The 12,674-nt window shown below is 63.4% G+C and carries 11 protein-coding genes; 3 read left to right on the forward strand and 8 right to left on the reverse strand.

Translation table 11 applies throughout. From position 1 onward, the window contains the following. Positions 1-20: 20 nt before the first annotated feature. The 5 genes from UC34_RS03065 to uvrA all read right to left on the reverse strand — a co-directional run bounded on the left by UC34_RS03065 (position 21) and on the right by uvrA (position 6,259). Complete coding sequence (locus UC34_RS03065; protein WP_044453869.1) at positions 21-419, reverse strand: RidA family protein; 399 nt, start codon at positions 417-419, stop codon at positions 21-23. Then, complete coding sequence (locus UC34_RS03070) at positions 416-1,414, reverse strand: threo-3-hydroxy-L-aspartate ammonia-lyase (protein WP_044453872.1); 999 nt, start codon at positions 1,412-1,414, stop codon at positions 416-418. The genes UC34_RS03065 and UC34_RS03070 overlap by 4 nt, the downstream gene beginning before the upstream one ends. After that, positions 1,411-2,085, reverse strand: coding sequence for a helix-turn-helix transcriptional regulator (locus tag UC34_RS03075; protein WP_044453874.1), 675 nt, complete (start codon positions 2,083-2,085; stop codon positions 1,411-1,413). The genes UC34_RS03070 and UC34_RS03075 overlap by 4 nt, the downstream gene beginning before the upstream one ends. A gap of 135 nt (positions 2,086-2,220) precedes the next feature. Then, on the reverse strand, positions 2,221-3,249 hold the full coding sequence (locus tag UC34_RS03080) for an AI-2E family transporter (RefSeq protein ID WP_044453875.1): 1,029 nt from the start codon (positions 3,247-3,249) through the stop codon (positions 2,221-2,223). Positions 3,250-3,394: 145 nt separating this feature from the next. Beyond that, complete coding sequence (uvrA, locus tag UC34_RS03085; RefSeq protein WP_044453877.1) at positions 3,395-6,259, reverse strand: excinuclease ABC subunit UvrA; 2,865 nt, start codon at positions 6,257-6,259, stop codon at positions 3,395-3,397. A gap of 502 nt (positions 6,260-6,761) precedes the next feature. Here uvrA and UC34_RS03090 point away from each other — a divergent pair. Together UC34_RS03090 and UC34_RS03095 are read left to right on the forward strand one after the other, a co-directional pair. After that, positions 6,762-7,925: an MFS transporter gene (locus tag UC34_RS03090; RefSeq protein WP_044453878.1), complete on the forward strand. Its 1,164-nt coding sequence runs from the start codon at positions 6,762-6,764 to the stop codon at positions 7,923-7,925. A gap of 30 nt (positions 7,926-7,955) precedes the next feature. Further along, a complete protein-coding gene (locus tag UC34_RS03095; RefSeq protein ID WP_044453880.1) occupies positions 7,956-8,471 on the forward strand; it encodes a single-stranded DNA-binding protein in 516 nt (171 codons plus the stop codon). 118 nt (positions 8,472-8,589) lie between these two features. Here UC34_RS03095 and UC34_RS03100 read toward each other — a convergent pair whose 3' ends face one another. Together UC34_RS03100 and UC34_RS03105 are read right to left on the reverse strand one after the other, a co-directional pair. After that, positions 8,590-9,402: an aldolase gene (locus tag UC34_RS03100; protein ID WP_174556759.1), complete on the reverse strand. Its 813-nt coding sequence runs from the start codon at positions 9,400-9,402 to the stop codon at positions 8,590-8,592. 17 nt (positions 9,403-9,419) lie between these two features. Next, a complete protein-coding gene (locus UC34_RS03105; RefSeq protein WP_237165221.1) occupies positions 9,420-10,730 on the reverse strand; it encodes an MFS transporter in 1,311 nt (436 codons plus the stop codon). Positions 10,731-10,980: 250 nt separating this feature from the next. On the opposite strand from UC34_RS03105, the gene UC34_RS03110 reads away from it, so the two are divergent. Next, on the forward strand, positions 10,981-11,655 hold the full coding sequence (locus UC34_RS03110; protein WP_157122990.1) for a helix-turn-helix domain-containing protein: 675 nt from the start codon (positions 10,981-10,983) through the stop codon (positions 11,653-11,655). 1 nt (position 11,656) lies between these two features. Here the strand turns inward: UC34_RS03110 and UC34_RS03115 are convergent, their stop codons facing one another. Further along, positions 11,657-12,652 carry a fumarylacetoacetate hydrolase family protein gene (locus UC34_RS03115; RefSeq protein ID WP_044453886.1) on the reverse strand — a complete coding sequence of 332 codons (996 nt, stop codon included), beginning with the start codon at positions 12,650-12,652 and terminating at the stop codon, positions 11,657-11,659. Positions 12,653-12,674: the final 22 nt, after the last annotated feature.

A 12,674-nucleotide genomic window follows, 5' to 3' on the forward strand; every position in this document is an offset into this window, starting at 1 on the left:
CTTGCCCATCGATAGGGCGCTCAGCCCGCCAATGCCGTCGCCTCGATCTCCACGGCTACGCCATGACTCAGCGCCGGTACCGGCACCACGCAACGCGCCGGTTTCGCATCACCGGCCCACGCGGCATAGACGTCGTTGAACGCTCCCCAGTAGTCCACGCTCGTGATGTACACGCGCACCTGCACCAACCGGCTCACGCTGGAGCCGCACGCACTGAGAATTGCCGCGACGTTGTCCAGCGCCTGCTTCGCCTGCACTTCGAACGGCGCGTCCACGAGGCGCTCGCCCTCCGGCGTGACGGGCAACTGTCCCGAGACGAAAACGAAGCCGTTGGCGCAAACGCCGTGCGAATAATGTCCGCGCGGCGGTTGCAACGTCGGTACGTTCACCGATTCGATACCGCGTTCCTGTGTGCTCATGCGACCTCCCCGAGTGTGAGTTTGGCGAAACGCGCGAGATCGACGTTGCCGCCGGAAAGCAGGATGCCGACGCGCTTGCCGCGCACGTCGATCTTTCCCTGGAATACTGCCGCTGCCGCGAGGCATCCGGTCGGCTCCACCACGATCTTCATACGGCTCGCGAAGAACTGCATCGCCTGAACGAGTTCGTCATCCGTCACCGTGAGGATGTCGTCGACCAGCGCGCGGATGACCGGGAATGTCTGGTTGCCGAGATGCTGCGTCTGCGCGCCGTCCGCAATGGTGCGTGGCGTATCGATGTGCACGATCTCTCCCGTGCGGAAGCTCTGCTGACCGTCGTTGCCGGCCTCGGGCTCCACGCCATAAATCTCGATGTTCGGATTCAGCGCGCGCGCTGCGACTGCGCTGCCCGAGAGCAGGCCGCCACCGCCCAGACATACGACAAGGACGTCGAGTTCGCCCGCGTCCTCGATCAGCTCTTTCGTTGCCGTGCCCTGACCCGCCATCACGTGCGGATGGTCGTACGGCGGGATCAACGTCATGCCACGCTCGGTCGCCAGCCGCCGGGCCAGCGCCTCGCGATCTTCCGTATAACGGTCGTACAGAATGACTTCCGCGCCGTAGCCACGTGTGGCCTCGACCTTCATTTGCGGGGCGTCCTGCGGCATGAGGATGACGGCTGGCACCCCCAGATCGCGTGCCGACAAGGCAATCGCCTGTGCATGGTTGCCCGACGAAAACGCCAGCACGCCGGCGCGCCTTTGCGCGGCGGTGAATTGCGAAATCGCGTTGTAGGCGCCGCGGAACTTGAACGCGCCCATGCGCTGAAGGTTCTCCGCCTTGAAGAACAGGCTGGCGCCCGTCATGGCGTTTGCGGTGCGCGACGTGAGCACCGGGGTACGGTGCGCCGCCTCGCGAATTCGGTCGTGAGCCGCGACGACGTCACCATACGTGATCGCCAGGGAAGCCGAGGTGGCCTGCGTGGGGGTAGTCATGATGCACCTTTCGGGTCGGAGAGGTAGGTGTAGACGGTCGAGCGCGCGATACCCAGCGTCCGTGCGACTTCGGCATGCGCCTGGCGCAAATCGAGCAGCCCGCGCGCTTCGACGAGGCGGATCGCTTCGCGGCGTTGCGCGAGGGTGAGGGCCTGCGGCGTGGTGTTGCGCTGTGCTGCAAACGCGGTGATCAGCGGTGCGATGTCATCCAGACGTCGGTTCGAAAGCGTCTCCTCGACCGACGCCGGCGCCTGATTCGGCACGTTCACCAGTTGCTGGACGCTTGCCGCCGCCGCTGCCAGCATCGAAATGTCCATATTCAGGCAGATGGCAGCGACATAGTCGCCACGGCTGTTCTTCAGCCCGATGGATGTGCTCTTGGCCGGGCGCCCGTCGGGAAACCGGTTGGCGTAGTTTGCGATGACTTCCGGGAACGCCGGATCGGCAATGCGCGCAAGTCCCATTTCCGTCACCGCGTCGCCCGGCTCGCGGCCCGACAGATTGTTGGCGATGGCCACGATGGCATGGTCCGGGTCGGTCAGGTCGTGCAGCACCACTTCGACGAGCGGCGAGAACGTCTGGCCGAGCGCCTCGACGATCTTGCGACCTTCGCGCAAGAGCAGCGTGTTCTCGTCGAGCTTGCCGGCAGTGGCGGATTTGGCGGGTTTCATAATTTGACATTATGTCACCGGGTGACGAAATGTCAAATTACGCCCATGAAAATGCCCGCTCCCGGTTGACCTCGTGGGGGAGGACACGCCGGGGCGCGGGCAGCACACGCCGCATCTCGCCAACGATGCATCGACTCAGACGAGCCGCTTTTCCGCCAACTCGCTCTTGAGATAGCCGTAGTAAATCGGCGCGGCGATCAGGCCCGGCAACCCGAAGGCGGCCTCCAGAACGATCATCGCCAACAGCAATTCCCAGGCACGCGACTGGATCTGCGTGCCGACGATGCGAGCGTTCAGGAAGTACTCGAGCTTGTGAATGACAATCAGAAAGATGAGCGCCGAAATTGCCACGTACAGCGACACCGACAGGCCGAGCACTACGATGAACGTATTCGAGATCAGATTGCCGACGACCGGTAACAACCCGACCACGAACGTCACGACGATCATCGTTTTGCGCAACGGCAGATGAATGTCGAAAAGCGGCAAGATGCCCACGAGGAAGATGGCCGTGAACAGGGTGTTGATCGCGGAAATCTTGACCTGTGCGAAGACGATGCGGCGAAACGCGTCGCCGAACAGCGTCACGCGGCGAGTGAGTGCGGCAGCCAGCGGTTGCATGTGATGCACCGGACGTATGGACGAAAGCGCCACGAGCGCCCCAAGCACCAGCCCGACGATGATATGAACCATGGCGTTGAGCGCTTCCTTGCCGACCAGCGACATCTCCTGCGTGTGGTCCTTCAGGAATCCGGTCACGGCCTGATGGATGTCTTCGCCGTCCGCCGGCAGACGATCGGTGACCCACATCGGCAATTGCGAGCGCGCCTGCTCGACCGCTTCCATCATGCGGCCGTTGATGTGTTCCAGATGGCCCGCATCGCTGCGAAAGAAGGTGATGACACCGAAGATCAGCGCCGTCATCAGAGCAACGATGACGGCCGAGAGCAGCGCCACCGCGACCAGCCGGGCACGCTCGCTGGAGATGCGCAGTTGCAGGCGCGGCCCCAGCACGTGGACCAACTGATAGACCACCATGCCCGCGAGCACCGCCGAGAGCAGGTGGATGTGAAGAATCAGCCAAAGGGCCCCGGCGGCGAAGACGTAGCTTGCCAGTTCGACCCAGAAGTTGCGGTCCGGAGTCCAGCCAGAGCGCGGTTCCATGAAATGACGTCCTTAAAAATACCTTGCGATGCCTCGCGCCGCAGTCATGCCGCAATCAGACCGCATTCATGCCGCATTCACGCCAATAAGTCATGGGCGGCGCTGGTGCGCTGTCCCTGGGCGGTGCTGCCTGACGGCGTCTTGCTTACTTCCCGCGCTTGAGCAGCGGCGCGAGATACTTGCCGGTGAAGCTGGCCTTGCTCGCCGCCACTTGCTCCGGCGTGCCCTGGGCGATGATCTGCCCGCCGCCCGCCCCGCCTTCCGGCCCGAGATCGATCACCCAATCCGCCGTTTTGATCACGTCGAGATTGTGTTCGATGATAACGACCGTGTTGCCCTGATCGCGCAACCGGTGAATCACGGTGAGCAGCAGTTCGATGTCGTGAAAGTGCAATCCGGTGGTCGGTTCGTCAAGGATATACAACGTGCGGCCCGTATCGCGCTTGGACAGCTCCAGCGACAGCTTCACGCGTTGCGCCTCGCCGCCCGAGAGCGTCGTGGCCGACTGGCCGAGGCGGATGTAGCCGAGGCCGACGTCGAGCAACGTCTTGAGCTTGCGCGCCACGACCGGCACGGGCTTGAAGAACTCGTGCGCCTGCTCGACCGTCATGTCGAGCACTTCCGATATGTTGCGCCCCTTGTACTGCACTTCCAGCGTCTCGCGGTTGTAGCGTTTGCCGTGGCAGACGTCGCACGGCACGTACACGTCCGGCAGAAAGTGCATTTCGACCTTGATCACGCCGTCGCCTTGACAGGCTTCGCAACGCCCGCCCTTCACGTTGAACGAGAACCGGCCCGGATCGTAGCCGCGTTCCTTGGCCGCCGGCACGCCCGCGAACAGTTCGCGAATCGGTGTGAACAGCCCCGTGTACGTGGCCGGGTTGGAGCGCGGTGTGCGTCCAATGGGCGACTGGTCGACGTTGATGACCTTGTCGAAATGCTCCAGGCCGTCGATCTGCTCATACGGTGCCGGTTCCGCCGACGAGCCATACAGATGGCGCGCCACGGCGTGATACAGCGTGTCGTTGATCAGCGTCGACTTGCCCGAACCGGACACGCCCGTCACGCAAGTCAGCAAACCGACCGGCAGGTCCAGATTGACGTGTTTGAGGTTGTTGCCGGTCGCGTCGACGATACGCAGATAGTCCTCGCCCGGCGCACGACGTTCCGCCGGCACCTCGATACGACGCGCGCCCGACAGATATTGGCCGGTCAGCGACTCGGCCGATTGCTCGATCTGTGCCGGGCTGCCTTGTGCGATGACGGTCCCCCCGTGAATGCCTGCGCCCAGGCCCATGTCGACGACGTAATCGCTCGCGAGAATCATGTCCTCGTCGTGCTCGACCACGATTACCGAGTTGCCGAGATCGCGCAGATGCTTGAGCGTGCCGATCAGGCGGTCGTTGTCGCGCTGATGCAGCCCGATCGAGGGCTCATCGAGCACATACATCACGCCTGTGAGGCCCGAGCCGATTTGCGACGCCAGACGAATCCGCTGCGCTTCGCCGCCCGAGAGTGTGTCGGCACTGCGCTCCAGCGAAAGATAGTCGAGGCCGACGTTGTTCAGGAACGTCAGGCGCGCCACGATTTCCTTCACGATCTTGTCGGCGATCTCGCGCTTGGCCCCATGCAACACCAGTTCGTGGAAGTACCCCAGTGTCTCGCGCAGCGGCAGGTTGCCGATCTCGTAGATCGCGCGGGCCTGCTTGTCCTCCCCGACCTTGACGAATCGTGCCTCACGCCGCAGACGGCTGCCCTCGCAATCGGGGCAGGCGCGATTGTTCTGATACTTCGCAAGCTCTTCGCGTACCGCGACCGAATCGGTTTCGCGATAGCGCCGCTCCAGATTCGGGATGATGCCTTCGAAGGCATGCGAGCGAACCGACGTGCGTCCCTTCTCGTTCACGTAGGTGAAGGGAATTTCCTGCTCGCCGGAGCCGTAAAGCACGATTTTCTGCGTGTCTTCCGCGAGTTCCTCGAACGGCGTGTCGACGTCGAAGTCGTAGAACGCGGCAAGGCTTTGCAGCATCTGGAAGTAGAACTGATTGCGACGGTCCCAGCCCTTGATCGCGCCGGACGCGAGCGAGAGTGCCGGGAAGGCGACGACGCGCTTCGGATCGAAGAACGTCATCTGGCCCAGACCGTCGCACGTCGGGCACGCGCCCATCGGGTTGTTGAACGAGAACAGACGCGGCTCGAGCTCCTGCAGCGAATACGAGCACACCGGGCACGCGAACTTCGAACTGAAGACGTGCTCCTTGTCGGTATCCATCTCCAGCGCGATGGCCCGGCCGTCGGCCAGACGCAGCGCCGTCTCGAACGACTCGGCCAGACGTTGCTTCAGATCGGCGCGCACCTTCACGCGGTCGATGACCACGTCGATGGAATGCTTTTCCGTCTTCTTGAGTTTGGGCAGCGCCTCGATGTCGTACACGCGCGCCGTGCCCTCGTTGGCCGCGCCGCCGCCCGAGCGGATCCGGAAGCGCACGAAGCCCTGTGCCTGCATCGACTCGAAGAGGTCCGCATGCTCGCCCTTGCGATCGACGACGATGGGCGCGAGGATCATGAGCTTGGTGTCTTCGGGAAGCGCCAATACAGCGTCGACCATCTGCGAGACGCTTTGCGATTCGAGCGGCAGCCCGTGATCGGGGCAGTAGGGCGTGCCCACGCGGGCGTAGAGCAGACGCAGGTAGTCGTGAATTTCCGTGACGGTGCCGACCGTCGAGCGCGGGTTGTGCGAGGTCGCCTTTTGCTCGATGGAGATCGCCGGCGACAGCCCTTCGATCAGGTCGACGTCGGGCTTCTCCATCAATTGGAGAAACTGCCGGGCGTACGCCGAGAGGCTTTCGACGTAGCGACGCTGGCCTTCCGCGTAGAGCGTGTCGAAAGCGAGCGACGACTTGCCGGAGCCCGACAGGCCGGTAATCACCACGAGCTGGTGACGCGGCAAGTCGAGATTGACGTTCTTGAGGTTGTGGGTACGCGCCCCACGAATACGGATGGTTTCCATTGACGGTTCCGGGTCGTCGCCGAGGAATCCGCGCGGCGATATGTCGCGGGGCGGCTTCCGGCCCCCAAGCGCCCGAATTTCCCGGAACGTCGGGCCGCGACGGCACGGCGTTGGCCGGGCATCGACGCAGCAAGCGGCGGGAGCGGTCGGGCGGGCCGCTGGGGGGAAATCAGGGCGGCTAAACCTGCTAATATACCTAAGTTTGATTGCCGGGGCTGATCCCTGCTGACAGGCTGTCCCGGGCGGCCGGCTGGCGAGGAAGACAGATGGGGACGAACCGCCCGATTTCCAGAGGCTGGCGCCCACCCGATGCCTGTAGGACGGAAGACGGTGGTACGCATGCCCGGCGCGAGCCCGACGGGCGGCTGACGAACCCCGCGTCCAGGCGCAATCATCAGACAATTCCGAGGCTGCACGCGCTTTTTCCATCTCTCAGGACGTAATGTCTACTGATTCCGTGACTTCCGCTTCTCCTGCCTCGACACGCGGCCGAGGTGGCCGCATGACCCCGCTAGAAGTGCGCGCCAGTGCGTCGCTCGCGGGGATTTTTGCATTGCGCATGCTCGGTCTGTTTCTGATCATGCCGGTGTTCTCGGTCTTCGCGCAGACCATTCCGGGGGGCAACGACACGTTTCTCGTGGGGCTGGCCATCGGCATCTACGGGCTGACGCAGTCGTTGCTTTACATCCCGTACGGATGGGCGTCAGACCGGCTCGGGCGCAAGCCTGTCATCATTTTCGGCCTCGTCGTCTTCGCCATCGGTTCGCTGGTGGCGGCGATGGCCCATGACCTGACGTGGATCATCGTCGGTCGCGCGATTCAGGGCGCCGGCGCCATCTCCTCGGCGGTCATGGCCTGTGTGGCGGACCTGACGAGCGACGCGAACCGCACCAAGGCGATGGCGATGATCGGCGGCAGCATCGGCGTGTCGTTTGCCGTGGCGATCGTGTGTGCGCCTTTCCTGTATCACTGGCTGGGCATGAGCGGGTTGTTCTCGGCCATCGGCATACTGGCCGTGCTGGCGATTTTCGTGGTGCTCTGGGTGGTGCCGACACCGCCCGTGCATGCCAAGGCCGGGCCCGCGCCGTTCTCGGAAGTGCTGCATAACCCGGAACTGCTGCGTCTGAATTTCGGCGTGTTCGTCCTGCATGCGACGCAGACGGCGCTCTTCGTGGCGATGCCGCGCATGCTGGTGGCCGCCGGGCTGCCGGTCGCACAGCATTGGGAAATTTATCTGCCGGTGATGGGGCTGTCGTTTGTGGCGATGGTGCCTGCGATCATCGCGGCGGAAAAGCGCGGCAAGATGAAGGCCGTGCTGCTCTCGGCGATTGCGCTGGTCGCCGTGGCGCAGGTCGCGCTTGGTGGCTTGCCGCCGACGGTCGGCGTGATTGCCGTGGTGCTGTTTGTGTACTTCCTGGGCTTCAACGTGCTCGAAGCGTCGCAGCCGTCGCTGGTGTCGAAACTGGCGCCGGGACAGCGCAAGGGCGCAGCGGTCGGGGTGTACAACACGACGCAGGCACTCGGTCTTTTCTGCGGTGGGGCACTAGGGGGTTTTCTGATGACCCACTACGGTCAAAACGCAATCTTCCTGACTTGCGCAGCCGGGGCGGTCGTGTGGCTTATAATCGCCGCACCGATGAGGACGCCAGCGCCTCGTCAATCCTGATCGGATTTCAGCAATACCGGAGAAAGATTTATGGCATCAGTCAACAAAGTGATTCTGGTCGGCAATCTGGGCGCCGACCCCGAAGTCCGCTACATGCCGAGCGGCGATGCGGTTGCGAACATTCGTCTGGCGACGACCGATCGTTACAAGGACAAGCAGTCCGGCGAGTTCAAGGAAATGACCGAATGGCACCGTGTGTCGTTCTTCGGCCGTCTTGCGGAAATCGTCAACGAATACCTGAAGAAGGGCTCGTCGGTGTATATCGAAGGCCGTATCCGCACGCGCAAGTATCAGGCGCAGGACGGTACGGACCGTTACAGCACGGAGATCGTGGCCGACCAGATGCAGATGCTCGGCGGCCGTGGTGGTGAAGGCGGCGGCGGCGGCGGTGGCGGTGGCTACTCGCGCGGCGGCGGCGGTGACGAAGGCGGTGGTGGCGGCTACTCGCGCGGCGGTGGTGGCGGCGGCGGCGGTGGTCGTCAGCAAGCCCCGGCCAAGCAGTCGGGCGGCGGCTTCGACGACATGGACGACGATATTCCGTTCTGACGAGCGCTTTCCGTCAATTGAAAAGTTCGGGCCCGCATTCCTTATGGATGCGGGCTTTTTGTTGTTCACAGATTTCCGACACCGCCCGCGACGAGCGTCGCCGCATCCGCATCCGCGCTTACGCGCCAGTGCTTCGAAGGGCGTCCGGTGCGTGTCGCAGGACGCGCCGCCCGAACATCGCGAAGCTCGCCTTGACGATGCTCGGTTGCAGCAGGAAGTCATGCGATTCCCTGGCGAGCGCGGGGTCGAGCTCCTTCACCGGGCCGAGTGTTTCTGCCATCAATTGATTGCGCGCCGCGCGCTCGATCAGCATCGACAGGTACGCTGTCTCTTCGATGGACGACGTTGCGGCCAGAAAGCCGTGGTGTGCGAGCAGGATCGTGCGGCGCGTGCCGAGTGCAGCGGAAATGATCTCGCCCTCGTCGTCGGCAATCGGCAGGCCCGGCCACTCCTTCAGGAACGCGCAATCGTCGAAGAACGGCGTGGCGTCCATGTGCGCCACGCGCAGCGGGCGTCCCGTCATGGAGAGTGTCGAGACATAAGGCGGATGCGTATGCACGATGCTACGCACGTCGGGCCGCCGCCGGTAGACCCACAGGTGAAAGCGCACCGCGGGGTTGGCCATGCCGTTGCCTTCGAGCAGACGCAGCGAGTCGTCCACGCGAATGACATGGCGCGGTTCGATCTCGTCGAACGCCACCGCCAGGGGCGTGGTGAGATAGGTGCCGTCGTCGCAGCGCACGGTGATTTGTCCCGCCAGCGTCTCCGAATGGTTCTCCATCGCAAGCATGCGACAGGTCAGCACGACCTTTTCCCTGTCGGTCCAGTTGCCCATATCCAGGCGCGTTCGCATGTCGTCGAGCGCGCGGTCGGTGACCGCCTGTTTGACCTCGTCCAGCATGAAGTTCCTCCATGTAAAGTTGCTTGTCATCGAGCGCTCCGGGCGCTTCAGTCCGACGCCGTCGGCTTCATGCCCCACGCGCTCACTGCACCGATCAGGCCCAGTACGCTCAGGTAAATACCGACCGAGCCGATGCCGCCAAGTCGCGCCACCAGCGTGGCAGCGATGAGCGGGGCGAGTCCGCCGCCGATGGCCGCCGCCACCTGAATGCCAATCGAAATGCCCGAGTAACGCAGCTCCGGCGGGAATTGCGCGGCATAGAGGCTCGATTGCGGCCCGAAAATCATGGCGTAGTTCAGCGCCAGCGCGACGACGGCCGCCGCGGTGTAAATCGGCAGCGAGCCGGTGCCCATCGCGTGGAACAGCGGCACGGCCATGACGGTGAGCAGCAGCGTGCCCGCGATGTAGAGGCGTCGTGCGCCGACACGATCGCCAAGCCAGCCGAACAACGGAATCGTCACGATCTGACACACGGAGCCAATCATCACCGCGTTCAGCGCATCAGCGCGCGAGAAGCCGAGATTTCCCGTGGCATACGAGATGGAGAACACGATGATGGTGTAGACGAGCGTGACCTCGGCAAGCTTGCCGCCGATCGCGAGCAGGAGCGGCTTCCAGTGATGCACGAGCACGTCGCGCACCGGCAACCGCGACACTTTGCGCTGCGCCTGTACCGCCGTGAAGTCAGGCGACTCTTCGACCTTCATGCGAATGAACACGCCGATGACGATGAGCGCGGCGCTGGCCAGGAACGGGATGCGCCAGCCCCATTGCAGGAAGGTCTCGTTTGGCAACAGGTTGACCAGAGCGAAGGCGCCTGTCGACAGCAGGATGCCGATCGGCGCGCCCGCTTGCGGCAAGCTGCCGTAGAACGATTTCGACTTCGGCGGCGCATGCTCCACGGCCATGAGCACGGCGCCGCCCATCTCGCCGCCGAACGACACGCCCTGTCCGATACGCAACGCCACGAGCAGCACGGCGGCCCAGATGCCGATGTCGTCGTACGTTGGCAGCAGGCCAATGAGCGTAGTGCACAACCCCATGAGCACGAGGCTTGCAATCAGGATGGACTTGCGGCCGACGCGATCGCCGAAGTGACCGAAAAGGATGCCGCCGAGCGGCCTCGCGAAGAGCCCCGAGGCGAACGCGCCGAAGGCCGCCAGCGTGCCCGTGGCAGAGTCCAGGCTTGGAAAGAACAGTTTATTGAAGACGAGCGCGGCCGCCGTGCCGTAGGCGAGAAAGTCGAACGCTTCGATGGCCGTGCCCGCCATGGACGCGAACGCGACCCGTGCCATGCGGCGGTCCACCGTGGGGCTGCCATGCGCCATGACCGGCGCGTCGTGCTTTACCGTGGTCATTTGATGTCCCTGTCGAGTGAAATGTCCGGTCCGTGGGGCGCTTGTATTGCGTTTACGCCCGTCGGTTGCCGCTGTTTCGGTGGTCCTGCGCAGGTCGTGTTGTCGTTGGTTGTCTTCGGGACAACTTTGTTGTCCTTTGGCTCGAAGTCTAGTCGTTTAGAATCGTTTGCGCATCCCGTTCAAAATAGGTGTTTACGTGGACGGACCTCGTTCCACGGTGTGGACAACCTACGTTTATTGAGAGACAACTTTGTCAACCCAGAAGCCACGGCAGCCGGCGCGCAAGCGCGCGACCGGCGAGACACGGCGCCGATATGAGCCCTCACAGCCCTCACGTGAGGAGACGCCCGCCCACGAGGCGCAAAACGACCATCCGGGAGAATTGGTTCGGGTATTGCGGCAGCGCCGCGGCATGACGCTCGATGCGCTCGCCCTCGATGCCGGACTGAGCAAAGGCCATCTGTCGCGTTTCGAGCGCGGAGAGAAGACGGTGTCGCTGGCGGCACTGCTACGCATCGCGCAGGCGCTGGGGACTTCCGCCGCATCGCTGTTAGGCGAGCAGGTAGACAGGGGGATGGTGCATGTCGTGCGCGCCGGGGAGCGTCACTACCGCAAACAGAGCGGCGCCGATTACCGCTATGCGGCGTTGAGTCGCGCGAGCGGCGAAGCAGGCAGCGATGCCGATGGGCCGACCGCGCTGGTGCTCCGTCTGCCCGCCGACGCGCATGTCAGCGAAGCCGCATTTCACAAGGGCGACGAAATCTTTTTCGTCCTGAGCGGCGCCATCGAGATCGAACTGGGCGACCAGTCGATCCTCCTGCGTGAAGGCGACTTCGCGGAATTCCCCGGTCATGTGAAGCACCGTATCCGTAGCGTGGGGACAGACGCAGAAGTGCTGATCGTCGTGACCGGCAGCGGGCGCTAGATCAACGCACCACGCGATTCCTCAGTACGCCGATTCCCTCCACCTCCAGTTCGACGGTATCGCCCGGAGAGAGGAACCGCATCAGCTCAAGTCCGCAGCCGCCTTCGACGGTGCCCGACCCGATGAATTCGCCCGGGTAAAGCGTTTCGCTGCGCGAGATATGCGCGATCAGGTCTTCGAACTTCCAATACATCGTGTTCGATCGGGCGCGTGTCCACTCTTCGCCGTTGACGCGCGCGATCATCGTCAGGTTATAGGGATCGGTGAGTTCGTCGGCAGTAACGAGGCAAGGTCCCATCGGGTTTGCCGTGTCGAAATCCTTGCCCTTTGCCGGACCCAGTTGGCCGCCCATTTCGGCAGTCTGTGCATCACGGGCGGTCATGTCGTTGAAGATCGTGTAGCCGTATATGTAGCTGCGCGCGTCTTCTTTCGACACGTCGGTGGCTTGCTTGCCGATGAAGAAGCCGAACTCCAGTTCGAAGTCCAGAACATTGCTGTAAGCGGGCCAGCGAACATCGTGGTCGGTGCCAATCACGGCGAACCGGTTGGCCTTGTAGTAGATGGGCTGCTCGTAGAACGTCTTGGGAACGGCCAGAATGCCTTCGCGCTCCAACTCGGCGAACTTCGCTTCGGGGTCGGGAAACTGCTGCGCACGCAGCCTCCGGGCATTGCGGAATGCCTGGACCAAATGGCCTTCGAAGCACAGGCAATCCCGCATCTGTACGGGGGGCTGAACCGGGGCATCCAGAATCGCGTCGGCGCGCGGAATGCGGGCGCTGGCGGGAGCACTTCGGATGAGCGTGTACGCCAGTTCAAGTGCTGCGTCGCCTCCCTGGATCATTGCGAGCACGCTGTCGAAGCGCGGATCGGCGTCCCCGCGTCTGGGGCTTGCATACGCACTGGCCACGCTCAGGTCGATGATCGTTGCGCCGTCGTCGACCAGCGCACCGGCTCTCATGATGCCGCGCTCGCCGAGGCGATAGGATACCAATCGCATTGCGTTCTCCTTATTGCACTTC

Source organism: Pandoraea vervacti (genome assembly GCF_000934605.2).
In the GTDB taxonomy this organism is placed as follows: Bacteria; Pseudomonadota; Gammaproteobacteria; order Burkholderiales; family Burkholderiaceae; genus Pandoraea; species Pandoraea vervacti.

What these genes read in the sequence shown, in the direction of transcription:
- uvrA (WP_044453877.1), bottom strand. Translation starts at nt 6,259, where the DNA reads ATGGAAACCATCCGTATTCGTGGGGCGCGTACCCACAACCTCAAGAAC.
- UC34_RS03100 (WP_174556759.1), bottom strand. Translation starts at nt 9,402, where the DNA reads ATGACAAGCAACTTTACATGGAGGAACTTCATGCTGGACGAGGTCAAA.
- UC34_RS03095 (WP_044453880.1), top strand. Translation starts at nt 7,956, where the DNA reads ATGGCATCAGTCAACAAAGTGATTCTGGTCGGCAATCTGGGCGCCGAC.
- UC34_RS03080 (WP_044453875.1), bottom strand. Translation starts at nt 3,249, where the DNA reads ATGGAACCGCGCTCTGGCTGGACTCCGGACCGCAACTTCTGGGTCGAA.
- UC34_RS03075 (WP_044453874.1), bottom strand. Translation starts at nt 2,085, where the DNA reads ATGAAACCCGCCAAATCCGCCACTGCCGGCAAGCTCGACGAGAACACG.
- UC34_RS03065 (WP_044453869.1), bottom strand. Translation starts at nt 419, where the DNA reads ATGAGCACACAGGAACGCGGTATCGAATCGGTGAACGTACCGACGTTG.
- UC34_RS03115 (WP_044453886.1), bottom strand. Translation starts at nt 12,652, where the DNA reads ATGCGATTGGTATCCTATCGCCTCGGCGAGCGCGGCATCATGAGAGCC.
- UC34_RS03090 (WP_044453878.1), top strand. Translation starts at nt 6,762, where the DNA reads ATGACCCCGCTAGAAGTGCGCGCCAGTGCGTCGCTCGCGGGGATTTTT.
- UC34_RS03070 (WP_044453872.1), bottom strand. Translation starts at nt 1,414, where the DNA reads ATGACTACCCCCACGCAGGCCACCTCGGCTTCCCTGGCGATCACGTAT.
- UC34_RS03105 (WP_237165221.1), bottom strand. Translation starts at nt 10,730, where the DNA reads ATGACCACGGTAAAGCACGACGCGCCGGTCATGGCGCATGGCAGCCCC.